General features: G+C 38.8%; 25 protein-coding genes and 1 pseudogene. 21 read left to right on the plus strand and 5 right to left on the minus strand.

Going from position 1 to position 25036, the window contains the following annotated elements; translation table 11 throughout:
- The 4 genes and pseudogenes from M901_RS02680 to M901_RS02695 form a co-directional block, all read left to right on the plus strand.
- Positions 1-363 (plus strand): annotated as a pseudogene (locus M901_RS02680) (hypothetical protein); the annotation flags it as partial.
- Positions 356-562 carry a hypothetical protein gene (locus tag M901_RS02685; RefSeq protein ID WP_021276638.1) on the plus strand — a complete coding sequence of 69 codons (207 nt, stop codon included), beginning with the start codon at positions 356-358 and terminating at the stop codon, positions 560-562. The pseudogene M901_RS02680 and the gene M901_RS02685, both read left to right, overlap by 8 nt.
- A gap of 51 nt (positions 563-613) precedes the next feature.
- Positions 614-2740: a fimbria/pilus outer membrane usher protein gene (locus M901_RS02690; protein WP_021276623.1), complete on the plus strand. Its 2127-nt coding sequence runs from the start codon at positions 614-616 to the stop codon at positions 2738-2740.
- A 172-nt stretch (positions 2741-2912) separates the two neighbouring features.
- Positions 2913-3659: a spore coat protein U domain-containing protein gene (locus tag M901_RS02695; RefSeq protein ID WP_021276639.1), complete on the plus strand. Its 747-nt coding sequence runs from the start codon at positions 2913-2915 to the stop codon at positions 3657-3659.
- On the opposite strand, the gene M901_RS02700 is transcribed toward M901_RS02695, so the two are convergent.
- Together M901_RS02700 and M901_RS02705 are read right to left on the minus strand one after the other, a co-directional pair.
- Positions 3660-4265: a hypothetical protein gene (locus M901_RS02700; RefSeq protein ID WP_021276642.1), complete on the minus strand. Its 606-nt coding sequence runs from the start codon at positions 4263-4265 to the stop codon at positions 3660-3662. It lies immediately after the preceding gene.
- A 19-nt stretch (positions 4266-4284) separates the two neighbouring features.
- A complete protein-coding gene (locus M901_RS02705; RefSeq protein WP_021276634.1) occupies positions 4285-4683 on the minus strand; it encodes a hypothetical protein in 399 nt (132 codons plus the stop codon).
- 213 nt (positions 4684-4896) lie between these two features.
- Between M901_RS02705 and M901_RS02710 the strand changes: the two genes are divergently transcribed.
- The 10 genes from M901_RS02710 to M901_RS02750 all read left to right on the plus strand — a co-directional run bounded on the left by M901_RS02710 (position 4897) and on the right by M901_RS02750 (position 14165).
- Positions 4897-6240, plus strand: coding sequence for a Na(+)-translocating NADH-quinone reductase subunit A (locus tag M901_RS02710; RefSeq protein WP_021276636.1), 1344 nt, complete (start codon positions 4897-4899; stop codon positions 6238-6240).
- A complete protein-coding gene (locus M901_RS02715) occupies positions 6241-7443 on the plus strand; it encodes an NADH:ubiquinone reductase (Na(+)-transporting) subunit B (RefSeq protein WP_021276643.1) in 1203 nt (400 codons plus the stop codon). It begins immediately after the preceding gene.
- Between the two features lie 10 nt (positions 7444-7453).
- Positions 7454-8224 (plus strand): Na(+)-translocating NADH-quinone reductase subunit C, encoded by a 771-nt coding sequence (locus M901_RS02720; RefSeq protein ID WP_021276630.1) that lies wholly within the window; start codon positions 7454-7456, stop codon positions 8222-8224.
- The gene (locus M901_RS02725) at positions 8224-8844 is read left to right on the plus strand and encodes an NADH:ubiquinone reductase (Na(+)-transporting) subunit D (RefSeq protein ID WP_021276622.1); all 621 of its coding nucleotides are present in this window, start codon (positions 8224-8226) and stop codon (positions 8842-8844) included. Before M901_RS02720 ends, M901_RS02725 begins: the two co-directional genes overlap by 1 nt.
- Positions 8845-8864: 20 nt before the next feature.
- A complete protein-coding gene (gene nqrE / locus M901_RS02730) occupies positions 8865-9473 on the plus strand; it encodes an NADH:ubiquinone reductase (Na(+)-transporting) subunit E (RefSeq protein ID WP_034719853.1) in 609 nt (202 codons plus the stop codon).
- Positions 9474-9512: 39 nt separating this feature from the next.
- Positions 9513-10739, plus strand: a complete 1227-nt coding sequence (gene nqrF, locus M901_RS02735; RefSeq protein ID WP_021276645.1) for an NADH:ubiquinone reductase (Na(+)-transporting) subunit F — start codon at positions 9513-9515, stop codon at positions 10737-10739.
- A gap of 177 nt (positions 10740-10916) precedes the next feature.
- On the plus strand, positions 10917-11210 hold the full coding sequence (locus tag M901_RS02740; RefSeq protein ID WP_021276624.1) for a hypothetical protein: 294 nt from the start codon (positions 10917-10919) through the stop codon (positions 11208-11210).
- 7 nt (positions 11211-11217) lie between these two features.
- Positions 11218-11385, plus strand: coding sequence for a hypothetical protein (locus tag M901_RS17375; protein WP_021276641.1), 168 nt, complete (start codon positions 11218-11220; stop codon positions 11383-11385).
- A gap of 51 nt (positions 11386-11436) precedes the next feature.
- The gene (locus M901_RS02745; RefSeq protein ID WP_021276628.1) at positions 11437-13167 is read left to right on the plus strand and encodes a DEAD/DEAH box helicase; all 1731 of its coding nucleotides are present in this window, start codon (positions 11437-11439) and stop codon (positions 13165-13167) included.
- A gap of 107 nt (positions 13168-13274) precedes the next feature.
- Positions 13275-14165 carry a fatty acid desaturase gene (locus M901_RS02750; protein WP_021276640.1) on the plus strand — a complete coding sequence of 297 codons (891 nt, stop codon included), beginning with the start codon at positions 13275-13277 and terminating at the stop codon, positions 14163-14165.
- Here M901_RS02750 and M901_RS02755 read toward each other — a convergent pair.
- Complete coding sequence (locus tag M901_RS02755; RefSeq protein ID WP_081653311.1) at positions 14121-15497, minus strand: cytochrome P450; 1377 nt, start codon at positions 15495-15497, stop codon at positions 14121-14123. The genes M901_RS02750 and M901_RS02755 overlap by 45 nt on opposite strands.
- A gap of 43 nt (positions 15498-15540) precedes the next feature.
- On the opposite strand from M901_RS02755, the gene M901_RS02760 reads away from it, so the two are divergent.
- The 7 genes from M901_RS02760 to lpdA all read left to right on the plus strand — a co-directional run bounded on the left by M901_RS02760 (position 15541) and on the right by lpdA (position 24220).
- Positions 15541-16818 (plus strand): glycosyltransferase, encoded by a 1278-nt coding sequence (locus M901_RS02760; RefSeq protein ID WP_034719849.1) that lies wholly within the window; start codon positions 15541-15543, stop codon positions 16816-16818.
- A gap of 80 nt (positions 16819-16898) precedes the next feature.
- Positions 16899-17291 (plus strand): nucleoside triphosphate pyrophosphohydrolase family protein, encoded by a 393-nt coding sequence (locus tag M901_RS02765; RefSeq protein WP_034719851.1) that lies wholly within the window; start codon positions 16899-16901, stop codon positions 17289-17291.
- A 9-nt stretch (positions 17292-17300) separates the two neighbouring features.
- Positions 17301-18308, plus strand: coding sequence for an FAD:protein FMN transferase (locus tag M901_RS02770; RefSeq protein WP_021276644.1), 1008 nt, complete (start codon positions 17301-17303; stop codon positions 18306-18308).
- Positions 18309-18321: 13 nt separating this feature from the next.
- Entirely contained in the window at positions 18322-18555 is a 234-nt protein-coding gene (nqrM, locus tag M901_RS02775; protein ID WP_021276625.1) for a (Na+)-NQR maturation NqrM, read from the plus strand.
- Positions 18556-18788: 233 nt separating this feature from the next.
- Positions 18789-21530 carry a 2-oxoglutarate dehydrogenase E1 component gene (locus M901_RS02780; RefSeq protein WP_021276629.1) on the plus strand — a complete coding sequence of 914 codons (2742 nt, stop codon included), beginning with the start codon at positions 18789-18791 and terminating at the stop codon, positions 21528-21530.
- 19 nt (positions 21531-21549) lie between these two features.
- Positions 21550-22779, plus strand: a complete 1230-nt coding sequence (odhB, locus tag M901_RS02785; RefSeq protein ID WP_021276633.1) for a 2-oxoglutarate dehydrogenase complex dihydrolipoyllysine-residue succinyltransferase — start codon at positions 21550-21552, stop codon at positions 22777-22779.
- 25 nt (positions 22780-22804) lie between these two features.
- A complete protein-coding gene (gene lpdA / locus M901_RS02790) occupies positions 22805-24220 on the plus strand; it encodes a dihydrolipoyl dehydrogenase (RefSeq protein WP_021276621.1) in 1416 nt (471 codons plus the stop codon).
- Between the two features lie 33 nt (positions 24221-24253).
- Here lpdA and M901_RS02795 read toward each other — a convergent pair whose 3' ends face one another.
- Positions 24254-24700, minus strand: a complete 447-nt coding sequence (locus M901_RS02795; protein ID WP_021276637.1) for a hypothetical protein — start codon at positions 24698-24700, stop codon at positions 24254-24256.
- Positions 24701-24734: 34 nt separating this feature from the next.
- Positions 24735-25036 (minus strand): hypothetical protein (locus M901_RS02800; protein ID WP_232422499.1); only part of this gene is annotated, 302 nt, incomplete at its 5' end.

Here is a 25036-nt window from a genome sequence, read left to right on the forward strand (position 1 = left end):
CCGATTGATTTTAAGAAAGAGAAGAGTAGTGGAATAAAACTGCTTCTTAAGTATCTCGGTGCACTCTATGTGACAAAGGATAACTTCAAACCAAAGCTCTCTGCGAGTGTTGTTGAAGTTGTCGACGGTAAAGTATTAATTGATGTTAAAAATGCGGGAAAAAGACATAAGATTCTAAGAAGTCTTAAATTGAAACTTAGTAGAAATGATCAGAAAATTGAACTTTCTGGAAAAGAGCTTAAGGGAATCGACGGAGAAAATATTCTCGCGGAGATGACACGTCGATTTGAATTAGTATTACCTCAAAAATATGGGTCTTATGGCGTAAATAAAGCATGGGGGATAAAGCTTAAATATGACTAAGCTACTACTTCTTTGCTCCATTTTTCAAATGAGTCATGTCTATGCCCAGAGTGAGGCGGATCTCTTTGAGAAGGCTTTTGGACAAAGAATTAAGACGAAGACAATTTCTCTTCCTCTATTGATGGATCGAACAAGCCTTGGTGAAATGAACTTTCTGTTCAAGGTGAAAAGATCGAATCATTTAATGGAGAGAGGTTAGGAATTCCTCTCGGTAAGCATGTGAGTCATGAGCTCTTAGAGAAGATTCCACGTGAAAAGAAAGTCAACCTTGAGCAATTACAAAAGAAATACGAAAGAAATTGAACTCGAGTTCTTTCCTGAGTCACTCTTTGTTCAAATTAAGTTTCCTGCAAAGTATTATCAGAGACAGAGAACAATCTATGATAATAGACCCGATATTCTTGGAAAGAAAATCTATGATGTTGAAAAGTATTCTCATATTTTAAACTACTGGTATGAGTTACAAAAGAATGCAGGTGAACAGCAGCGCCATGAATTAGATCTAGAATCAAACCTGACTCTAAATGGCTATGTCTTAGAAAATGATTTTGACCTTAATGTGAGTGAGACGAAGACTGACTTTTATAGAAGATCTACTCGTCTTGTTAAAGATTTTATCGCTAGAGAGGCCAGGTTACAAGTCGGAGATATTGACTTTACAACGACAAATCTTCAATCCCAGTCGACACTTCTAGGGTTTTCTTACGCTAAAGATTATTCATTAAACCCGTATAAGAAAATAAAGCCCATCAATCAATTTGAATTTATTCTGGCCCAAAGATCTTATGTCACAATTTATGTTAATGAGAGACCGGTTCGAAGTGAAATCTTAGACAAAGGAAGACATTCAATCGAAGATCTTGTTCTCGATTATGGCCGTAATGCGATTCGAATTGTGGCGAGAGAGGTGGCCGGAAATACAAAAGAGTTTGAGTTTTCTTGGTCTGGAGCGAGTGAGCTTTTAAGAGAAGGTCTCTCTCTTTACTCCCATAACCTAGGTGTGAAATCGATTCAGAATGAAAAAGTAACATATCAAGATTTGGATACCTTAACTTACTCTGGTTTCTATCAGTATGGGTTTAACTCACTTATAACGGGGGGAATTTCTCTCCAAGTAAACCAAGACCATTATAATGGGGGACCAACTCTATTTACTTCAACACCCCTAGGAAACTTGCGATTGGAAACAGCTTTATCTCGTCATAAAATTGCGGACAAGTCAGGTTTTACCATTGATGCAGAACTTGAAAATGCTTTTAACCTTAAAACGGGGGATGTGAGAACATCATTTGGCTATCAATATTTATCAGAAAATTATTCGAATTTTGATACGACTTTTAATATGCAGAAGTTCTCTCAGATTTTTAAGTTTGACTTTAGTTGGTATCTAAATCAGTGGATTAACCTGTCCTTTGACGTAAATAAGTCAATTGCTCGAAAAACTAGTCTTAATTCGAACCTCGCCGATAGAGAACTCTATGCCGTAGGCCTTGGCCTAAGTCCTATTCGTGATTTAAGAATAAGTAGTAATTATGGAATTAGAAGAAATGAGCACAGTGAAACTTCACATGAGTTTACTATTTTTTTAAACTATTCTTTTGCAGGCAGCTCTCATCATTTAAATACATTTCATGATACTGAAAATAATAGACATACTGCTCAGATTAACTACACTCCAGATAAGAAACAAGACGCTTTCTACTATAGAGGGCAGCTTGAGAAGTCATCACAAGATAAAACGGCAACCCTAACAAGTGGATATAAGAGTCGATACTTTGATAGTGAATTTACTTATGTTGGGCGAAATGATCGCGATGATGATTATAGAGCAAAGCTTAGAGGTGCACTTATTTGGACTCCGACATTCTTAAGGCTGTCTCCTTCTGTCTATAATAGTTTTGCTCTCATCAAAGGGAAGAACTCTCTTGATAAGAAGAAGGTTGGACTGATTAATGATGTTGGTGGTGTCGGCTCTAAAGAGTTTCGCCAAGAAATTTTTCTGCCAGAGTTGAGCCCTTATCATTATTATCCAATTTATATGGACCCGACCCATCTTGAGCATGGAACATCTTATGATAATGACCACTTCTATATTTATCCAAAATATAAGAGTGTTATTAATGTCGAGCTAGGAAATGTCAAAAGTCATACCGTCTTTGGGCGTCTTACGGCCGCTGGGCAAGGGCTTAAAGTTGGAGAGTTTATTAGAAAGGATGGATATACAATTCCATTCTTTACAAATAGAAAAGGGAAGTTTGCTCTTGAATCAGTCTTACCTGGTAAATACGAAATTTGGGTAAGTGGAAAAATGATCTTAAAGGATTTAATAATTGGAGCAAACTCAGAAACTATCATTAATCTAGGAAGTATTAAATGAAGTTGGTAATTACTCTTTTAGTTATTCTCATCTCAATTGATTATGCTTTTGCCAGGCAAAAGTGTTCAATGGATGTTGAGACATCAAATATTTCATTAACCTGGGGAAGTTACTCTTCTTCTGTTCCGGCCACTGTTACCATGAGACGTAAGAAGAATGCTAATGACTTTCTTTGTTATCTTTACTCATACGGATTTGGGCCAGGAATTCAGGTTCTTTTGAACAACGCTTTCTCGTCAATGATAAGGGTGAGAAGATTAACTACAATATCTACAAGGCCACTGATAATAGAAATAAGCTTCGTGAAATTGACGAAGTTTCACAGACAAGTGAGGCCATTTGGGGTTGGAATCTTAGTCGCAATGTGAATTATGCGAATCAATTTGATTTAAAAATTCTTGCTGATCAAAATGCGAAGTATCCTTCAGGAACTTATACAGATTCAATACCTGTTAGACTTTATAGTGGATTACCTTTCAATGATGCCGTTTTAGAAGACTCTAGAACAATGAGCATTTCACTTGTTATACCTCCTGAAATTGCTTTGTCTCTTGTTGACGTTGGTTCTCCTTTTGATCCATCTGATACTCATCAAGTTATGGATTTTGGTGAGCTCTCAACTGGAGAAAGTTTAGAGGCCGACTTAAAGGTTCTTTCAAACTCAGGTTACCGCGTTTATATGGAAAGTGAAAATAAAGGTAACTTAAAAAATACTGTCGAGAATTCAAATATTAAATATGATCTCTACTTGAATAATAAGAAGAAGAATTTAAATAAAAAGAAAAAAGTTGCAGAGGGAAATAATTCAACTCCAATTTCAGGAGATAATTATCGAATCGAAGTGCGAATTGGTAATGTGTCAGGTGCTAAGGCCGGGACCTATACTGACAACATTACCATTACAGCTGAGGCGAAGTGATTATAGTCTTCTTCTATCTTGTGGAGAAGGACCGTGAACACAACGTCTAAGAACATTCTTTACTTCATTAACATCATTACAATCATGACTTCTTGAACAGTAAGTCCTATAGCAGTAGCTATCAAATGTTCCCTGGCACATAAGTGCAATATCTCTAACTTCTGAGAGATCATCAATATCAAAAGATCTTAAGTGTCTTGTGGCCTGTTTGTAGCAGTTTGGCTGTACAAGGTAAGCCGCATCGTTAAGTCTTACAACTTCATTGAGATCATTAATTTCATAAGATGAGAGACGAGATTGCATCATATAAACTGAATTAGAGTTTACATACTGACAAGACTTCACAATCTCTAAGACTTCATTGAGTTCATTATACTCGTAAGAAGAAAGCTTTGACTTTGCAAGGTCGATACATCTTAGATCAAGTTGTCTTGTACAGGCATCCATAACTCTTCGAACTTCATCTCTATCGTTACACTCATGACGGCTTAGCCCTGAACAGACTTTTTCGAAACAACGTCTGCTATTTTCTTGTGGAATCGTTGGGGCCACAAATTTGGCCTGTACTGATGTCATTAGAAGTAAAGTCGCAATAAGAAATTTCATTAGCATCTCCATTATTTATTTAGTAGCAACGCTTCAAGTTTTTTGTTGCAACGTGTCTCCATTTTGTATACCAGCTCTTGTATGGGTGAATTTGCGTGAATCCACCTAGTGGGAGAGTGGCCCCTGCTGGAAGAATCATACGTCCTTGGTTGATAAATTCATTTCGTATATTCTTCTGATGCGAGAGTTTTGAAATAATACAAACCGCGTCATTTCCGTAATTTGTTGCTTGAACAACCTTACCAATTTTGACGTCACCCCTTTCTAGATAGGCTTGTTGAAATGTCACGTCACCGAGTTCTAGAAATTCATTGAAATCAGAAGTTGTGATCTCATCAGTTGTGATAGTTGTTGCACTTGTTGAAATTGCACTAAGCGTTAGTAGTGTTGCTAGTAACCCTAAGGAAAAAGCCTTCATAAAATTCCCCTTTTCATAAAGCTTCAGCATAGGCTGGATTGTGTTTGTGAAACCTTCTCATACTTTTAACTCAATGTAAAAAATTGTTATGCGTAGCTAATAAATTGATAATTTTATTTGGTTTTCAATCGTAAACGGTGGTGTTATAAATTAAGGCAAACTATAGATTTTTATTGAGTATTTAATAACCAAATTAAACGGGATTAAGTGACTATGACTCACATCAAGAAAGGATTGGACCTCCCAATTAATGGGAAGCCAGCACAAAAAATTGAGGCCGGACCTCAAGTGACAAAAGTTGCCCTAACTGGTCCTGACTATGTCGGTATGAAACCAACTATGTTGGTTAAAGTAGGTGACACAGTTAAGATCGGACAACCGCTTTTTTCTTGTAAAAAAGTCGAGGGCGTTGTTTACACTGCTCCTGCAAATGGAAAAGTGATTGAGATTAACCGTGGGGAGAGAAGGGTATTTCAATCTATCGTGATTGAAGTAACTGGAAACGAGCAAGTTGAATTCTCAAACTACTCAGGAAAGAGCGTAAAAGATCTTTCAAAAGAAGATGTTCAAAATCTTCTTGTTGAATCTGGTCTATGGGCGGCTTTAAGAACGCGTCCATTCTCAAAAGCTCCTGCACTAGGTTCAGAGCCTAAGTCAATCTTCATTACAGCAATGGATACAAATCCTCTTGCTGCTGATCCACAAGTTGTGATCGGAGAAAGTGTTGAAGATTTTAAAGACGGTGCAGAAATTATTTCTAAACTAACAGATGGAAGAACATATCTGTGTAAAGCAGCTGGTTCTAATGTTCCTGCTCCTTCTACTACTAAAGTAGAAACGAAGGAGTTCGCTGGAGTTCACCCAGCAGGTCTTCCTGGAACTCACATCCACTTTGTAGATCCTGTACATGCTAATAAAACTGTTTGGCATATCGGTTACCAAGACGTTATCGCGATTGGTAAACTATTTAAGACTGGAAAACTTTCTCTTGAGAGAGTTGTTTCTATCGCTGGACCAAAAGCTGTTAATCCAACTCTAGTTAGAACTGTAAGAGGTGCTGCACTAGGTGAGGTAACAAGCGGTAAAGTTGGTTCAGGAGAAGTTAGAGTTGTTTCTGGTTCTGTTCTATCTGGTAGAAAGATGGAAGGGCCATTTGCATTCTTAGGTGCTTTCCATAATCAAATTTCTCTTCTTGAAGAAGATAGAGAAAGAGAGTTACTTGGATGGCATGCTCCAGGTCTTAGAAAATTCTCTTTAAAGAGAACATTCCTTCACTGGTTAATTCCAGGTCAAACTTTTGATCTTACAACAAAACTTCATGGTTCTTTCAGAGCAATGGTTCCAATTGGATCATATGAGAAGGTAATGCCACTTGATATTCTTCCGACACAACTTCTTAGAGCACTTGTGACTAGTGACACTGATTATGCACAAGAGCTTGGATGTTTAGAATTAGATGAAGAAGATCTGGCACTATGTACTTTTGCAAGTCCGGGTAAAGTAGACTTTGGTCCTGCACTAAGAAATGTATTAACTACAATTGAGAAGGAAGGATAAATGAAGTTTCTAAGAGATTTTCTAGATTCTCAACATCATCACTTCGCAACAGGTGGAAAGCTAGAGAAGATGTATCCTCTTTATGAGATGATTGATACATTTATCTACACTCCAAGTGATGTGTCGAAAGGTTCAGTACACGTTAGAGATTCAATCGATCTTAAGCGTACAATGATTACAGTAGCTGTGGCATTAGTACCATGTATTCTAATGGCCATGTTCAATACAGGATTCCAAGCAAATAAAGTTCTTGCTGCAACTGGTGCAACACCTGAAGGGTGGAGAGCTGGTCTAATGGCAACTCTTGGTCTTGCTTTTGATCCAGCAAGCTGTCTTTCTAATATGGTTCATGGAGCACTTTACTTCCTACCAATCTTCCTTGTTACTCAGGTAGCTGGTGGTTTTTGGGAAGTTGTCTTCGCTACAGTTAGAAAGCACGAAATTAATGAAGGTTTCCTCGTAACAGGAATGCTCTTTCCTCTAATTCTTCCTCCAACAATTCCTCTATGGCAAGTTGCTATCGGAATCAGCTTTGGTGTTGTTATTGGTAAAGAGGTTTTCGGTGGAACAGGGAAAAACTTCCTTAACCCAGCTCTTACTGCTCGTGCCTTCCTATTCTTTGCATACCCAGCACAAATTTCTGGTGATGCTGTATGGACGGCAGTAGATGGTTTCACTGGAGCAACTGCTCTTGGAGAGGCTGCTCTTGGTGGTATGGCCGCAATCTCAACTTCTTGGCAAGATGCTTTCCTAGGTCTTATGCCAGGATCTATGGGTGAAACTTCTGCTCTAGCATGTTTAATTGGTGCTGTGATTCTAATCGGTTCAGGAATCGGTTCTTGGAGAATCATGTTATCAATGACACTTTCTGCAGTTGTTTTCTCAGGTCTATTCAATATTATTGGTTCTGAAACAAATCATATGTTTGCACTTACTCCAGCTTGGCACCTTGTTATTGGTGGTTTCGCTTTTGGTACAGTGTTTATGGCAACTGATCCTGTTTCGGCTTCAATGACTCAGGCAGGACACTGGATTTATGGGGCCCTCATTGGTCTTATGGTAATTCTTGTTCGTGTTGTTAACCCAGCGTTCCCAGAGGGAACTATGCTAGCAATTCTTTTCGGAAATATGTTTGCTCCACTGATCGACTACTTTGTTGTTCAAGCAAATATTAAGAGAAGACTTGAAAGAGCAAAGGCGTAGGGAGGATATAATGAGTAATGATAGTACAGCTAAAACACTAATCGTTGCGACTCTTCTTTGTGTCGTATGTTCTGTTATCGTTTCTTGGTCTGCTGTTTCTTTAAAGCCACAGCAAGTAAAGAATAAGAAACTTGATGTTAAGAAAAACCTTCTTCTAACGGCCGGGCTTGTTTCTGGTAATGTTAATGAAGAAGAAATCAATAAAGCTTTCAAGTCTATTGAGACTAAAGTTGTTGATCTTGCTACTGGTGAGTATGCAGATATTAATCCTGAGTCTTATGACGCAAGAAAAGCTGCAAAAACTCCTGGTAAGAATCATATCATTCCTGCAAAGGATGATGTTGGAAAGATCAAGAGAAGAGCTAAGCTTGAAAAAGTTTACTTTGTTAAAGAAAACGGTGAGACAAAAATGCTTGTTCTCCCTGTTGTTGGAAAAGGTCTTTGGTCAACAATGTATGGTTTCCTAGTTCTAGAGCCAAATACTGTTGATGTTAAAGGTCTTGGATTCTATGAGCACGGTGAAACTCCAGGTCTTGGTGGGGAAGTTGATAACCCTAACTGGAAAAAACTATGGGAAGGAAAGAAGGCATTTGATGCTAACTGGAACCCAGCTCTTAAAGTTATTAAAGGTCAGGCGCCAGCTGGTTCAGAGCATGAAATTGACGGTCTTTCGGGAGCGACTCTTACGGCTAATGGTGTAACTGGTATGGTTCAATACTGGCTTGGACAAGATGGATTTGGTCCATTTCTTGCGAAATGGAGAGCAGGAGGGTCTAACTAATGAGTGTTAAAAAAGCGATTTTTAGTCCACTATTTGAAAATAACCCAATTGCACTTCAGATCCTTGGAATCTGTTCTGCTCTTGCGGTAACAACGAAACTTGAATCAGTATTTGTTATGTGTCTTGCGGTGACTGTTGTAACGGCACTTTCAAACTTCTTTGTTTCTATTATTAGAAACCACGTTCCAAGTGCAATCCGTATTATCGTTATGATGACTGTTATTGCTTCACTTGTAATCGTGACTGATCAAATTCTTAAGGCTTTTGTTTACGATGTTGCTAAGTCAATGTCTGTTTACATCGGTCTAATTATTACAAACTGTATCGTTATGGGACGTGCAGAAGCTTATGCGATGAAGAATGGACCAGTTATGGCCCTTCTTGATGGAATCGGGAACGGACTTGGTTATTCAATCGTTCTTGTTTTCGTTGGGTTCTTTAGAGAGCTTCTAGGTTCTGGTAAACTTTTTGGTATCACTATCTTTCAAACAATTAATGAAGGTGGATGGTATATGCCAAACGGTATGGCCCTATTATCACCATCGGCATTCTTCTTAATCGGGATCTTTATTTGGGGTCTTAGAACTTGGAAGAAAGACCAAGTAGAAGAATCTAACTAATAGGGAAGAGGTGTAAAATGATTGAACATTACTTAAGTTTATTTGTTAAAGCGGTATTCGTAGAAAACTTAGCACTATCATTCTTCCTTGGTATGTGTACTTTCCTAGCGGTATCGAAGAAAGTTAAAACATCACTTGGTCTAGGTGTTGCGGTTGTCGTTGTACAAACGATTACTATTCCAGTGAACAATTTACTCTATACATATCTTCTTAAAGATAACGCTCTTCAATGGGCAGGTATTCAGGGTGTTGATCTAAGCTTCTTAGGTCTGATTTCATACATTGGTGTTATTGCAGCAATGGTACAAATCCTAGAGATGGTTCTTGATAAATTCGTACCTTCTCTTTATAGCGCTCTTGGAATCTTCCTTCCTCTTATTACTGTAAACTGTGCCATCCTTGGTGGTTCACTTTTCATGGTAGAAAGAGACTATAACTTTGGAGAGTCTGTCGTTTTTGGTGTTGGTTCAGGAATTGGATGGGCATTAGCAATTGCGGCGCTTGCAGGTATTAGAGAGAAGATGAAGTACAGTGATGTACCAGAAGGTCTTAGAGGTCTTGGGATTACATTTATCACTGTTGGTCTTATGGCACTTGGATTCCTATCATTTTCAGGTATTCAGCTTTAAGAGAATAAGAATTTAACGGATTAAAAAGAGAGTAATAAAATGAATGAAATTGTACTTGGCGTTTTAATGTTTACCGCTGTAGTCCTTGCTCTAGTACTCGTCATTCTTTTCGCAAAGAGTAAGCTTGTTAATACAGGAAATATCAAGCTTACAATCAACGGAGAGAAGGTTGTCGAGATCCCAGCTGGTGGAAAGCTTCTTAATGCACTTGCAGACCAGAAGCTCTTCGTATCATCTGCCTGTGGTGGTGGGGGAACATGTGGTCAATGTAATGTAAAAGTTCTAGAAGGTGGAGGGGAGATCCTCGAAACTGAGATGTCACATATTTCTAAGAAAGAAGCCCGTGAGGGGGAAAGACTCGCTTGTCAGGTTTCTATTAAGACTGACATGAAAGTTGAAGTTGAAGAAGAAGTATTTGGTGTTAAGAAATGGGAATGTACTGTTATCTCTAATGATAACGTGGCAACTTTCATTAAGGAGTTCAAGCTAGGACTTCCTGAAGGTGAGTCAGTTCCATTTAGAGCTGGTGGTTATATTCAAATTGAAAGACCTGCTGGCCTTTCAATCGATTATAGAGACTTTGATATCGGTGAAGAGTATAGAGAAGATTGGGACAAATTTAATGTTTGGGATAATGTCTCAACTGTTAATGAGGAAACAATTAGAGCTTACTCTATGGCCAACTACCCTGAAGAAGAGGGAATCATTATGCTAAACGTGCGTATTGCTTCTCCTCCTCCAAGAGCTCCAAAAGGAACTCCTCCAGGGAAAATGTCATCATATATCTTTGGATGTAAGCCAGGTGATAAAGTAACTATTTCTGGTCCATTTGGTGAGTTCTTCGCTAGAGAGACTGATAAAGAGATGGTATTTGTTGGTGGTGGTGCAGGTATGGCGCCAATGAGATCACATATCTTTGATCAACTTAAGAGAATTAAGACTAATAGAAAAATGACTTTCTGGTACGGTGCTCGTTCTAAGAGAGAAATGTTCTATGTTGAAGATTTTGATGGCCTACAAGCTGAAAATGATAACTTCAAATGGTATTGTGCTCTTTCTGATGCTCTACCTGAAGATGACTGGGATGGTTACACAGGGTTCATCCATAATGTTCTTCATGATGAGTACCTGAAGGATCACCCAGCACCAGAAGATTGTGAGTACTACCTATGTGGACCTCCAATCATGAACAAGTGTGTTATTGATATGCTCGTTTCTCTAGGTGTAGAGAGAGAAGATATCATGCTTGATGACTTTGGTGGTTAAGCAATAAGAAAGATCTATTTCATATAGTGATTATAATTGGCCCTCTTCTTGGAGGGCCTTTTTTTATTCTTTCTCTTGGTGTCTAAACTTTGAACACCCTCTATAAATACTACTTCGTGTCCCAAAAAAAGCGCTATTTCACGTAAAATAACTCAAATTATTGAGGAGACATTACCTATGAAAAAGGCATTTCTTATTGGATTATCATTACTTAGCTTGAACTCTCATGCCCTCTTAGAAAGAGCATTCTTTCCGGAGCTGACGGGGCAGATTACCGAAATACAAAGTGATAAAGGTATTAAGCTTGAAGATCTTAGAGTGGAATATGTTGTAGCATGTTCTGGTCATAAAACGGATAGCCTCTTTGGATATGATAATGGTCTTCAACTTACAAATTGTGCTGATGATACTATTTCATATGATATTCAAGTTTATGAAGATGGAACTTTTGATCTTCCAAGGTTAAAGTAGTTTACTTTTGAAGGTTAGAGCTTTCTATTGTTTCCTAAGTATTTCAAGTGAGAAGTTTGTAGGTCCTCATGGAAACCCTCTAAGTCATTACATAGGTATTCCTTGTCATAACAGTACTGGAGATGAAGTTAAGCAATCTCTTGAAGAGCTGACAGATATTAGACTTAAGATGTAGAAGTCCGTTTAGACCCTTCACGAATGTCATGACTCGGGCTATGATAGCCCTATGTATAAACTTCGACCTTATCAACAAGAAGCTGTTGATAAAACTATCGAACATTTCAGAAAAACTATAGACCCTGCTGTTGTTGTTCTACCAACAGGAGCAGGGAAGTCTCTTGTTATTGCAGAACTTGCAAAAATCGCCAGAGGACGTGTCCTCGTCCTTGCCCATGTCAAAGAGCTTGTTGAACAGAACCACAGTAAATATGAAAGTTATGGCTTAGTTGCCGGCATATATTCAGCTGGATTAAATCGAAAAGAAGCCACTGATAAAGTTATCTTTGGTAGTATTCAATCTGTGGCCAGGGCCGATGATGATTTCTTTAAAGACTTCTCTCTGGTCATCATTGATGAGTGCCACAGGGTCTCAACTGATGGGCAAACTCAATACCAGAGTGTTATTTCAAAACTACAGAAAAATTCTCAAAGACTTTGCATTCTAGGACTAACGGCAACCCCATATCGTCTTGGTCTCGGTTGGATATATAATTTCCACCATAAGGGCCTTATGAAAACTGATGAGGAGCGCTTCTTTAAAAAGTGTATTTATGAGCTACCTCTTTCTTATATGATAAAACATAAGTATCTTACTCCTCCTATCAAAATAGATGCCCCCGTTGCCTGTTATGACTTCTCTATCTTAGATGATAGGGGACATACCTTAAAGGAGATTGAGGCGATTCTCTATGATCAATCTCGTGTTACTCCAGGGATTATTAATCATATTCTTGAAGAGTCCAAGGCAAGGGCCGGCGTGATGATCTTTGCTTCAACAGTTAGGCATGCGAAGGAGATTTTAGAGATTCTTCCACATGATTCAAGTGTCCTTGTCACAGGTGAGACACCTCAGAGTGAAAGGGACGAAATTATTTTGCGCTTTAAGGCCAGAGAGTTCAAGTATCTTGTGAATGTCTCAGTTCTTACGACCGGCTTTGATGCTCCCCATGTGGACTTGATTGCTGTTTTGAGACCGACTGAATCAGTGAGTCTTTATCAGCAGATTGTTGGTCGTGGCCTGCGTTTAAGTGATGGTAAAAAAGATTGTCTTATTCTCGATTACACAGGACAGGATCATGATATCTTTTCTCCTGAAGTCGGGGATCAAAAACCTGCGCCAGATACTGAAGCTGTAGAGGTTCTTTGCCCGGAATGTGGTACAGAGAATATCTTTTGGGGTAAGAAAGATGACTTTGGTAATATCATCGAACACTTTGGTAGAAAGTGCCAAGGGGCCCATGAAAATGAGGTGACGGGAGAGATTGAGCGATGTTCGTATCGTTTTCGCTTTAAAGAATGTGATAAGTGTGGGGCCGAAAATGATGTGGCCGCGAGAGAATGTTTTCAGTGCCAAAATATTCTTTCTGATCCTGACAAGAAATTGAAGGAGGCCATGCAGCTAAAAGATGCTCACATTATGCGCCCAGATTCAATGTACTTCTTTGATTCACCAGATAAGAAAGGTCGATCACGTTTAGAAGTTCGTTATTATGATTTGGATGGTGAATATCTCAGTGAGTTCTATTATATGGGAGACTATAGTTCTAATGGTGCTTTCTTTCATAACTTTGTGAAGAAGCATTTGAAAAATCCTGGTGTCTTAGAAAAGAGGCTTCGTCTTGATTCTCCTGAGAGTGTGATTAATCAGTCCGATTTATTTCGAATCCCTCAATTTGTGATTGCCAGACATGTGAAGCGCTTTTGGAAGATCAGAGAGAAAATCTTTATAAATGGCTAGTAAAAACTGATACTTATGTGTGTAAGCATTTTGTACACACCTATGTATAATTTTTATTGTCAGCAGTTTAAACTCATACCCTAAATTAAAAAATGCTATAGTGGCCTATGTTCAATATTTTAGCTCCGGCCACCATATTCAAAAGAATTAGTGAGCGTCCTTATTACTTAGTAGGACAGTATTTCTATGACTGTCTTCTGTGGGGAACTCTTGCAGTATTGGGCTTTTTTAATATTCAAAGACATGAATGGAATTATCACTATACAGATTTTGTCGTTGTGATTTTGGCAATCATCATGGGATGGTTGGTTTCTTCATTTATTCATAATACGGCCCATAACAATATTAAGAATAAATATATCAATAGAGTGGTCGGAGAATTCTGCGGTCTATGGGTGATGTATGGATTTAAGAATTTTATTCTTATTCACATTCTCCATCATAAATATTCTGATCAAGAACTTGATCCGGTCAATCCAAAAGGGATGAGCTTTTTTAAGTTCTTAACGGCTCCGATGAGATATATGATTCGTACTGGCTCAAAATATATGGAGTTGAAGCATGGTGAGCACCGTCACTTCAAGATGATAAAATTTGGGCACTACTTTTTCTTTCATCTCTCTGTGGTTGCGCGATTATTCTTCTTCTACTCAGTTCTTGGAGGAAAGTATTTTGTGATCTTCTATATGGTATCGCTAGTGAGTAATATTTCTATCTTGGCCCATATTAATTATATTTGTCATAAAGAGTTACCAAACGGTGATGTCGAGATTCTTAATTTTGATCATAATATCTACTATAAAGTTGCAAACTTTATCACTTGTGGCGGATACTATCATAAGAATCATCACTTAAATCAAAATCTCTTTGACCCTCGAGAGTTGAAAACAAAGCGAAGTGAAGAACGTCTTATTAATGAATCTCAAGCTGAAACTTCTTCAGAGGTCGAGCAATCATCTAAGCAAGAGCTTTACTGGAAGTCCATCCTTAGGCTTTAGGCTAACAAAGGCCTCATCTTGAGGTAGATCCTTATCAAGTAAATTGAAATGAAATTTTAAAATCAGGCTTTTGATAATGATGGCCATTTCAGTCATTGCAAAAAGTTCACCAACACAGCGTCTTGGTCCCCTCGAATAGGGAAGATATTTGTAAGACTTGAGAAGCTCACGATCTTGAAATCTCTGTGGCTCGAACTCTAAAGGTCGCTCCCAGAATTCTTGGGCACGTTGAAGAACATAGATTGGAATGACGACATTTGTATTCTTGGGAATATGATAATCTCCTAAAACTGATTTCTTCTTGGCCTTTCTTGATAGAACAGGAAAAGCAGGATAGAGCCTCATCGTTTCATAGAGAGCATTGAATAGCTCTGGATAGTTCTGGTCATTGAGTTCCTGATCTTGATTTAAAACTTCTTGATAAATTCTTTCTTGAATATCTTGATGTTTTGCAATCAGGCCAAAGAACCAAGTTAAAGTGTGGGCAGAGGTTTCATGAGAAGCGAGCATAATCGTGAGAATTTCATCTCTAGCTTCTTTCTCTGTGAATGCCTTTTGACCATTGTCATCTTTTGCAAAGAGAAGTTTGGAGAGGATACTCGAATCCTTTGCTGAACTTCGTGAGATCAATTTATTCACCACATGAATGAGATTCTTATAGTGTTGCGAGAACTCCAAGTGTGTCGGAGTCGGAACCCAATAGGGAAGTGGAAAGAATTTAAAGATGCGCTCGTAGGTTACAATTGATGTAAACTCCACAGCATCATTAACTTTCATTGCGTCTTTATGCGAAAGATCTCCTCCTAGGAAAACCTGACATGCGATTTTGAAAGTGAGAAGTTTCATTTGCTCACAAATATCAAGATCACTATTCTTAGCTTCACCAAAGAAATTATCGGCAATTGAGCTAATCTCTTCGGTAAATGAGTTCACGGCATTCTTATTAAATTGCTTTGAAATAGCGGCCCTTGCCTTAAGCCAAGATTGGTGGTCATTATTTGTGGCCAAACCATTTCCAACCACCGCCTTAATCTCTTCTATCTGCTCACCTTTGATATAGTTACGATTATCATCTACGAGAACTTTTTTGATATACTCCGGTGAATAAATAATGATGGAATTCATTGGCCAGGGAAAACTCGCAATATGGCCATAGTCCAAGTAGGTTTGGGTGAAAGCGTTGAGAATATTCTTTTGAAACTCTCTGACCGATTGAATATAGCGAAAACCTCTTGGGCCGGGAATATGATCAAGCTTCACAAAGCTCAAGATCTTCTTAAAACTCGATTTTCTATTATCATTGGCAAATTGAGGCTTGAGCAAATTGTTCATTGTTATATTTTAATCGATTTCAATATAAAATATCTAGAGTAAGATGAAGAAGAAAAAAGTGCTACTCACTACAATTGGAACCCTCGGGGATTTAAACCCTCTTATTGCTTTGGCCAAAGTACTGGAAAAGCATGACTTTGTGGTCCATATTGCGGCCTGTGAGGATTATCGCTCAAATATTGAAGCAGAAGGGCTGACTTATAAGAGCGTTGCCCCTCACTATAACCCTAATTCAAAAGAATTATGTGAGGCCATTTTACATCCTCTTAAAACTCTACCTTTTTTCTATCGACGTATCTTAAATGGGGAAAACCTAAGACGTTCTGTCGAGGACTTTGATCAATTAGTAAAAGACTATGACTTGATTTGTGGGAATGTCTTCTCATATGCAGCGAAGATTTCCTGTTTAAAGAATCATAAGAAGTGGGCTTCTATTAACCTTAGTCCAACTTGCTTCTTTTCTATTTATGACCCTCCTTCTCTTTATCCAATTAACTTTCTCAATCATATGAAATGGGGTAGAGAGCTAATTTTTAAGATTATTTATAAAACGATATTTAAACTAGTCGATTTTTGGGGAAGAGATGTTCATCAAATGTATCGCGACTTAAAGCTTTCATCGGCCGGTAATCTTTTAAGGCAAGCACCCTTTTCGCAAGACCTTAATTTGGCAATTTACTCAAAAACTTTAGGGGGGAGTCAAAGGGATTGGCCAGAGCATACGGTGCAGAGTGGATTCCTCTTTTACAGTGCTCCATCATCGCGAGACCTTACGAAATTGAATCGCTTTTTAGATCAAAATCAAAAGAAACCCATTCTTTTTACCTTTGGTTCAACAGCTCTCATCTCTTTTGAACAACATTATGAGATGATTTTGAATGTTTCAAAAGAGCTTGTTGAGAAGTTCGATTTACCAATTGTGATTACAATGAATTCTCAGATGCAAAAGAAATATTCTGAAGGTCTTAATGAAAGAATTTTCCTCTGTGATTATCTGCCTTATACAGAATATATGGAGAGAATGAGATTGATTGTTCATCAAGGTGGTATCGGGACAGTTTCTCCTTGTTTGAGATCAGGCACTCCGCAATTGATTCTTCCTGGCTGTACTGACCAATTTGATAATGCCTATAGAATTGAAAGATTAGGGATTGGATTAGGACTACCACTTAAGAGGCTCAATCAGAAATCTCTTCAATCTTATCTTGAGACAATCTTAGAAGATACTGAATATGAAAATCGTGCTCGTCGTATTCAAAAAACAGTCATTGCTGAGGATAGTGAGTCCATTATCATTCAAGAAATTCAAAAACTTTTCTAAGTACTTAACGCAGATCTCATAAGAAAAAGATACTGGTACCTTGCAAAGTTGTGTATGATTCGAAAAATTTGGAGGTAATGATGAATTCTAAGCGGTATATTAAGGATGCAGTGAGAACTGAGTCGAGAAATTTTGAGGCCATGAATGAGAGGCTCAACGATGATGGATTAAAGAGACTTCTCCACGCAGGGATTGGACTCTCTACTGAGGCCGGTGAATTTCTTGATGCTCTTAAAAAACATATTTTCTATGGAAAAGAACTTGATAAGGTCAACCTTGCTGAAGAAATGGGTGATCTTTTCTGGTACATGGCCATTGTTGCAGATGAACTTGGATTTGAGTTTGAAGAAGTGATGGAAAGAAATATTACAAAGCTCAAGGCGAGATACGGAGAGAAATTCTCTGAGGAAAAGGCCGAAAAAAGAGATCTTGATACTGAGAGAGAAATTCTCGAAGAACAATCTTTTAACTAAGTAGGTAGCATGCGATTTTTTTCTCTCGCGATCCTCTTTCTCCTTGTTGCCTGTCAAGGTGAAGTTGGCATTAAGGTTCACCATATTAAAGGTCGAACAATGGGAACGACTTATAATATTAAGTTTGTAGCTCCTGCTGAATACGATGCTAAGGGACTTCAGCTCAAGGTTGACCAACGTCTTAAAGAAGTGAATATGAGTATGAGCACTTATATTCCTGAATCAGAGATATCAAAAGTTAATCAGAGCAAGGCCAATGAAAAGATAAAAATCTCTCAAGACTTCAACACTGTCTTATCCCATGCTCTAGATCTTGCTGTTAAGACAGAAGGTGTTTTCGATCCGACAATCGGCCCTCTGGTAAATCTTTGGGGATTTGGACCAAAGGGGGAGCGTATCGTTCCTAGTGATGAGAAAATCACTGAAACACGTCAATTTGTAGGTTATGAAAAAGTAACTCTTGAAAAGAGCGTTGTCACAAAATCACTCGATAAAGTTTATATCGATCTCTCCGCTTCTGCTAAAGGATATGGAGTGGATCAGATAACTAAACTCTTAAGAGAGAATGGACTTCGTAATACAATGGTTGAAATTGGAGGAGAGGTAAGAGCAGAGGGCAAGTCTGCCAAGCGACCATGGAAAATTGGTGTTGAAATACCAAGTCCAGATCCGGCCAAAATGGGAGTCTTAAAAGTTGTTCAAGTTGAGGGCTTCGCTCTGGCAACATCAGGTAGCTATAGAAACTACTTTAAGTATGGCGATAAATCTTATTCACACACAATAAATTACCAGACAGGAAAGCCAGTTGATCACACTCTCTTATCTGTGAGCGTGATTTCAGATAACTGCATGGATGCTGATGCCAAGGCCACGGCCCTTATGGCAATGGGCGACAAAAAAGGGTATGAATTTGCCACTAAAAATGGTATCAAGGCTTACTTTGTATTCAAAGATCCGACAGGGCAAAAGCTCTTTGATCAGAAGTTTACTCCTGGTTTCGAGAGTGTTGTAAAATAGGATTGGAGTTCTTATGGAAATGTTTCTTGTTACACTTGCAGTACTAGCTATCTCAATTACCGGTATGGCCGTTGGTGTCATCCTTTCTAACCGTGAGCTTAAGGGTTCTTGTGGTGGTCTGAATAAGGTTATTGGTGAGGATTGTATGTTCTGTGAGAAGAAAGATGAGTGTAAGGAGAATCCTGAATTAGCTGAAGAATGTCTCGACCTAGAGGGACAATCGAGCTGTGACTCAAAAAGTTGTTAAGTTTTTTACTCAAATATCGCAAGGCCGCTAATACAGCGGCCTTTTTTATTTCTCAATAATTTAAATAGAGAAGCCTTACAGTAGGGCTTTGCCGCGTTCCAGCAATAAATTACCCCCTAAAAAGATACTTCACGAACTGATACCATTTATAATATAAAGGACTTACACGGGGTCATTTGGCCCTAACATTTTTACCAATCGCGTATTTACGCACAACAATTGGATTTTGCACAATGAAAACACTAGATTTTTCACACCTTGCAAGTTCTGACATCAGCTACATTGATTCGCTCTATGAGCAGTACAAAACTGATCCTAATTCAGCAGAAGAAAGTTGGAAAAACTTCTTCCTAGGATTTGAGTTTGGTGCTGGCAAAGGCGCTGTTGGTGGCGGTGATGTTTCGGAAGATGCACTCAAAAAAGAATTTAACGTATTTAGACTTATCCAGTCTTTTAGGGCAAGAGGGCACCTGCTTTCTGACACAAACCCAATTAGACCAAGAAGAGATCGTCACGCACGAATCTCTCTTCAGGATTATGATCTTTCTGATGCTGATTTAGAGACAGTCTTTCAGTGTGGAGAGTTCGTTGGTCTTGGTCCGGCCAAGCTCAAAACTATTTTTGAGCACATGCAAAAGCTCTACTGCTCTAAGATCGGTATTGAGTATATGCATTCAAATGACACTGATATGAGACGATGGGTTCGTAAAGAATTTGAATCGACTTACTTAAATAAGAACTACTCTGTAGATAAGAAAAAGAGAATTCTCCACAAGCTCAATGAGGCCAATGTATTTGAGAGCTTTCTTCAAACTAAGTATACAGGGCAGAAACGTTTCTCACTAGAAGGTGGGGAATCAACAATTCCAGCACTGGATGCCCTTATTAACGAAGGTGCCGAACAAGGAGCTAAGGAATTTGTTATTGGTATGGCCCACAGAGGTCGTCTAAACGTTCTCGCAAACACGCTTGGAAAAACTTATGAATATATCTTCTCTGAGTTCGAAGGAAATTCTCTCGAGCAACAAGAGAATGAAGGTGATGGTGATGTTAAATACCATATGGGTTATACATCAGCACAAGAGACGGCTTCTGGAAAAGATGTTTATTTAAAACTTCTTCCAAACCCATCTCACCTTGAAACTGTTGGGCCAGTGGCCTCAGGTTATGCCAGAGCTCAACTCGATCTTCATTACGAAGGTGATGAGTCTAAGATTGTTCCAATCATTCTTCATGGTGATGCCGCTGTTGCAGGACAGGGGATTGTTTACGAGATGGTTCAGATGTCTGAACTTGAAGGGTATAGAACAGGTGGCGCGATTCACTTCGTAATTAACAACCAAATTGGATTCACTACAGACTTCACAGATGCGAGATCTTCACACTACTGTACTTCAGTAGCTAAGATGCTTGATATTCCAATTATTCACGTAAATGGGGATCACCCAGAAGACGTCGTCTTTGCTTGTGAATTAGCGATGAAATTTAGACAGAAGTTTAAGAAAGATGTTTTCGTCGATATGGTTTGTTATAGAAAGCATGGTCATAATGAAGGTGATGAGCCTAAGTATACTCAGCCACACCTTTACGGACTCATTGCAAAACAGAAGAACCCAAGAGAGCTTTATCTCCAAGAGTTAGAAGCAAGTGGAACTGTTGATAAGAATATTGCAAAAGAAATGCAGAATGAATTTAAGCAACTTCTATCTGATCGTTTCAATAATGTTAAGCAAAGTGAACTTCCAAAGAGAGTTAAGGGACCACATAAAGAGTGGCTTAATCTAAGATGGTCGAAGCCAGAAGACTTCTTAAAGTCTCCAGTAACGGCTGTTGAGAAGAAAACTCTTGAGGCCATTAATAATGCAATGACTTCGACTCCTGAAGGGTTTAAGACATTGAGAAAAGCTCAAAAACTTCTCGATGATAGAAAGAAGAGATTTGATACTGATCAAATTGATTGGGCCATGGCCGAAATGTTCGCCTATGGATCACTTCTAACAGAAGGGAAGAATATTCGATTTACTGGTCAAGATGTTATCAGGGGAACATTCTCTCATAGACACGCCAAGGTATTTGATGAATTAACAAATACTCCTTACTGCGGTCTTGATAATATTACTGATAAAGATGAAGATCAGGGTCGTATTTATATCTATAACTCACTTCTGTCTGAATATGCTGTACTGGCATTTGAATATGGTTACTCGCAAGCGTCTCCACTTTCACTAAATATTTGGGAAGCACAATTTGGGGATTTCTCAAACGGTGCCCAAATTGTTATTGACCAGTTCATTTCAGCTGCAGAGAGTAAGTGGAGAAGAATGAGTGACCTTGTTATGCTACTCCCTCATGGTTATGAAGGAGCGGGACCTGAACACTCTTCTTGTCGCCCAGAAAGATACCTTCAGCTTTGTGCTGAATACAATATGGTTGTTTGTGATGTCACAACACCAGCGAATATGTTCCACCTTCTTAGACGTCAATTAGCTTGGGAATTTAGAAAACCACTTGTTGTCTTCACTCCAAAATCTCTACTTAGACACCCTCAGTGTGTTTCAGCGGTTGAAGAGTTTACTTCAGGTTCTTTCCAAGAAGTTATTGATGATAACTGGGTTAAGGCCAAGGATGTAAAGACTGTTATCCTATGTACAGGGAAAGTTTATTACGATCTTCTTAAGCATCAGCAAGAAAATAATATAAAGACTCACGCAATTGTTAGGCTTGAGCAACTTTATCCACTTCCTGTTGATCAAATCGAAGCGATTAAGAAGAAGTACAAGGGTGCCAAAATTAGATGGGTACAAGAAGAACCATACAATATGGGAGCTTGGACTTATCTACTAAGATGGCGAGATACATTTGATAAAGATATTGAATGTGTTTCTAGAAAGTCTTCGGCGTCTCCGGCCACTGGATATGCGTCGGTGCACTTAAGAGAACAAGACGAAATTGTAACTAAAGCATTTAACGACTAGTAAAGAAAAGAAGGTATATATGTCTATTGTAAAAATCGTAATCCCACCAATTGGTGAGTCAATTAACGAAGTAACTCTTGGAGCATGGATCGTTTCAGACGGTGACTATGTTGAAGAGGGTGATGAGCTAGTTGAAGTTGAATCTGATAAGGCCACACTTCCACTTCCTGCTGAGCAAAGTGGTGTGATCAAGATTATCGCTCAAGAAGGAGATGATCTTGAAATTGGTGCTGTTGTTGCAGAACTTGATACTTCTGCTTCAGCTCCTGCTGGTGCTAGTACAGAGAGTGCCCCTGCGCCACAAGCGTCGGCGGCTCCTGCAACTGCTGTTCAGTCTTCGGGAGATAAGAATTACCCATCTCCTGCTGCTGGGAAAATCTTAGCAGAGAAGGGAATTGATGCGAATTCAGTTTCTGGAACAGGAAAAGATGGAAGAATCACAAAAGCAGATGCAATGAACGCTTCTGCCCCTGCTAAAGCTTCGGCGGATAAGCCGGCCGCGGCACCTTCTCAAGAAATTGCTGCGCAAGTTCCTACTTCGGGTGTTTCAAGAGAGAAGAGAGTGGAGAAGATGTCTCGTCTTAGAAAGACAATTGCTAAGAGACTTACTGAAGCTAAGAACTCAACAGCAATGCTGACAACTTTTAACGAAGTAGATATGCATAATGTAATGGAGATGCGTAAGAAGTATAAAGATGCATTTAAAGAGAAGCACGATATTGGGCTAGGGTTCATGTCATTCTTTACTAAGGCCGTAACGATGGCCCTTAAAGAAGTTCCAGGTGTTAATGCTCAAATCGATGGTGATAATATTATCTACCACGACTATGCAGATGTTGGGATTGCCGTATCAACTCCTAAAGGACTGGTTGTTCCAGTTGTAAAAAATGCAGAGTCACTGAATCTTGCTCAAATTGAAAAAGAAATTAAGCGTCTTGCTCTAAAGGGAAGAGATGGAAAACTTACTGTTGATGAGATGACAGGGGGAACATTCACAATTACAAATGGTGGTGTTTTCGGTTCAATGCTTTCAACGCCAATTATTAACATTCCTCAATCAGCGATTCTTGGAATGCACAATATTGTTGAGAGACCAGTCGCAGTCAATGGAGAAGTTGTTATTCATCCAGTGATGTATTTAGCACTTTCTTATGATCACAGAATCGTAGATGGAAAAGAATCTGTGACTTTCTTGAAAACTGTTAAAGAGCTAATTGAAAACCCAGAGCGTATGTTACTAGACGTATAGTCTTAGTGATAAAAAAGGAAAAACTATGAGTAATGAATATGACGTTGTAGTAATTGGTTCAGGTCCAGGTGGATATGTCTGTGCTATTAGATGTGCTCAACTTGGAATGAAAACAGCTATCGTAGAAAAGTACAATACTCTTGGTGGAACTTGTTTAAATGTCGGATGTATTCCATCAAAGGCATGGCTTGATTCATCAGAAAGATATTATGAAACAGTTAATCACGCAGAAGATCACGGAATCTCAACTGGTAAAGTAAAGGTTGATGTTGCCAAAATGTCTAAACGTGTTGCTGGTGTTGTTGAAAGTATCTGTGGTGGTGTGAGCTACCTTATGAGTAAGAATAAGATTGATGTCTTCCATGGTATGGGATCTTTTCTAGATGCTAATACTATAAAAGTTGCACCAACTACAGCTGAGGGAAAAGAAGAAACTCTCAAGGCGAAGAAGATTGTTATTGCAACAGGTTCTAAACCAGCTGCATTCCCAGGAATGGAGCTTGATAAGAAGAGAGTTATTACTTCAACTGAAGCTCTTAAACTTGAAGAGTGTCCAAAGCACATGATTGTTATTGGTGGTGGAGTTATTGGATTAGAACTTGGTTCTGTTTTCCACAGACTAGGTGCTAAAGTCTCTGTCGTTGAATTTGCTGATTCTATCCTTGCGACAATGGATAAGGATTGTTCAAAGGAAATGACAAAGATTTGTAAGAAGAAGGGAATGGAACTCTATACTGGACACGCCGTGACTTCTGCTAAGGCAAAAGGAAAGAAGGTCACTGTTGTTGCGACTAATAATAAAGATGGATCAGAAGTTGTTCTTGAAGGTGATTACTGTCTTGTTGCAGTTGGAAGAAAGCCTTATACAGAGGGGCTTGGGCTAGAAAATGCTGGTGTTAAATTAGATGAGAGAGGACGTGTTGAGACAAATGACCATCTTCAAACATCTGTGCCACATATCTTCGCTATTGGTGATGTTGTAAAGGGAGCGATGCTTGCTCATAAAGCTGAGGAAGAAGGTGTTTTCGTTGCAGAACAGCTAGCAGGTCAAATCCCACATATTAATTACAATCTCATTCCAGGTGTCGTTTATACTTGGCCAGAAGTTTCTTCTGTTGGACAAACAGAGCAACAACTTAAGGAAGCTAAGATTCCTTATAAGTCTGGGAAGTTTCCATTTAAGGCCTCAGGAAGAGCGATGGCATCTGCTGAAGCAGATGGCTTTGTTAAAGTTCTTGCCCATAAAGATACTGATGAAATTCTTGGTGTTCACATGGTTGGGCCAAGAGCTGCGGACCTTATTGCAGAAGCAGTGACTGCAATGGAGTTTAGAGCTTCAGCAGAAGATATTGGACGTATTTGCCACCCACACCCAACTTATTCAGAAGCTTTTAAAGAAGCGGCCCTTGTTGCCACTGATAAGCGTGGACTAAATGTCTAATTAGTTTTTTATTAAATAAGAAAGAGGCCAGCTTTATAGCTGGTCTTTTTTTATTCTCTTACCACTAGGTAGCTCAACAATATCTTCAAGATAAACCTTTCTTACTTGTCCTTGATCTCTCAAGACAAGAAGTTCTCTTATCTCTTGTGATAGATCTCCTTGATAGGGATGAATTAAGTCCATTGTCTCTTGAGAGACTTCAAGTGTTCGCGGAGGGTTTTGGAACTGTAGTAGGAAACAGTCTTTCTTATCAAAGAAAAATTCTAGCCCCTGTGAACTTGCGAACCACTTACCAGATTGATCAGTCATAAGGAATTCTCCCGAATGATTCGTGATGGTTTGGAGCTTCATTTCTAATGGAGTTTTTGTAGATTTAATTTTGGTAAACTCAAAGAGGTGAGGGTTATGGCGAGGGGCCAATAGTTTTATACTCTGCTTGGTCTCTAACCATGATCTCTCAAAGCTCAGCCTATTGATCATCTCTCCATGTGATTCAATACATAGGATAGAAAAATTAGAAGGTATATTTCTTTAGGGTTTCAAGTATACCTTCAAATACTTTTCCATTGGGAAAATAGAGAAAGAGGTAATCGAAATCCAACTCTTCAGCAATCTCTTCAAAATAATGATCATAGAAGATATGATGAGAGTTTTGGCAAATTTCTACTGCTCTAGTCATTCTCTCTCCAACAGCTTCAACACTAAGAATTCTAATATTGGGAAAGAAGAGGTGAGCGATAATCGCAAATCGACAATTTCCTGCTCCAAGATCGAGGAGAGTTATCAATTTGGAAGGTTGCTCTTTGTTTATATGCT

Origin of the sequence: Bacteriovorax sp. DB6_IX, from assembly GCF_000447775.1 — a bacterium.
In the GTDB taxonomy this organism is placed as follows: domain Bacteria; phylum Bdellovibrionota; class Bacteriovoracia; order Bacteriovoracales; family Bacteriovoracaceae; genus Halobacteriovorax_A.

Bases quoted from the DNA above. Each gene is read 5' to 3' on its own strand.
- M901_RS02685 (WP_021276638.1), top strand. From the start codon at position 356: ATGACTAAGCTACTACTTCTTTGCTCCATTTTTCAAATGAGTCATGTC.
- M901_RS02700 (WP_021276642.1), bottom strand. From the start codon at position 4,265: ATGAAATTTCTTATTGCGACTTTACTTCTAATGACATCAGTACAGGCC.
- M901_RS02705 (WP_021276634.1), bottom strand. From the start codon at position 4,683: ATGAAGGCTTTTTCCTTAGGGTTACTAGCAACACTACTAACGCTTAGT.
- M901_RS02710 (WP_021276636.1), top strand. From the start codon at position 4,897: ATGACTCACATCAAGAAAGGATTGGACCTCCCAATTAATGGGAAGCCA.
- M901_RS02715 (WP_021276643.1), top strand. From the start codon at position 6,241: ATGAAGTTTCTAAGAGATTTTCTAGATTCTCAACATCATCACTTCGCA.
- M901_RS02720 (WP_021276630.1), top strand. From the start codon at position 7,454: ATGAGTAATGATAGTACAGCTAAAACACTAATCGTTGCGACTCTTCTT.
- M901_RS02725 (WP_021276622.1), top strand. From the start codon at position 8,224: ATGAGTGTTAAAAAAGCGATTTTTAGTCCACTATTTGAAAATAACCCA.
- nqrF (WP_021276645.1), top strand. From the start codon at position 9,513: ATGAATGAAATTGTACTTGGCGTTTTAATGTTTACCGCTGTAGTCCTT.
- M901_RS02740 (WP_021276624.1), top strand. From the start codon at position 10,917: ATGAAAAAGGCATTTCTTATTGGATTATCATTACTTAGCTTGAACTCT.
- M901_RS02745 (WP_021276628.1), top strand. From the start codon at position 11,437: ATGTATAAACTTCGACCTTATCAACAAGAAGCTGTTGATAAAACTATC.
- M901_RS02750 (WP_021276640.1), top strand. From the start codon at position 13,275: ATGTTCAATATTTTAGCTCCGGCCACCATATTCAAAAGAATTAGTGAG.
- M901_RS02755 (WP_081653311.1), bottom strand. From the start codon at position 15,497: ATGAACAATTTGCTCAAGCCTCAATTTGCCAATGATAATAGAAAATCG.
- M901_RS02760 (WP_034719849.1), top strand. From the start codon at position 15,541: ATGAAGAAGAAAAAAGTGCTACTCACTACAATTGGAACCCTCGGGGAT.
- M901_RS02765 (WP_034719851.1), top strand. From the start codon at position 16,899: ATGAATTCTAAGCGGTATATTAAGGATGCAGTGAGAACTGAGTCGAGA.
- M901_RS02770 (WP_021276644.1), top strand. From the start codon at position 17,301: ATGCGATTTTTTTCTCTCGCGATCCTCTTTCTCCTTGTTGCCTGTCAA.
- nqrM (WP_021276625.1), top strand. From the start codon at position 18,322: ATGGAAATGTTTCTTGTTACACTTGCAGTACTAGCTATCTCAATTACC.
- M901_RS02780 (WP_021276629.1), top strand. From the start codon at position 18,789: ATGAAAACACTAGATTTTTCACACCTTGCAAGTTCTGACATCAGCTAC.
- odhB (WP_021276633.1), top strand. From the start codon at position 21,550: ATGTCTATTGTAAAAATCGTAATCCCACCAATTGGTGAGTCAATTAAC.
- lpdA (WP_021276621.1), top strand. From the start codon at position 22,805: ATGAGTAATGAATATGACGTTGTAGTAATTGGTTCAGGTCCAGGTGGA.
- M901_RS02795 (WP_021276637.1), bottom strand. From the start codon at position 24,700: ATGATCAATAGGCTGAGCTTTGAGAGATCATGGTTAGAGACCAAGCAG.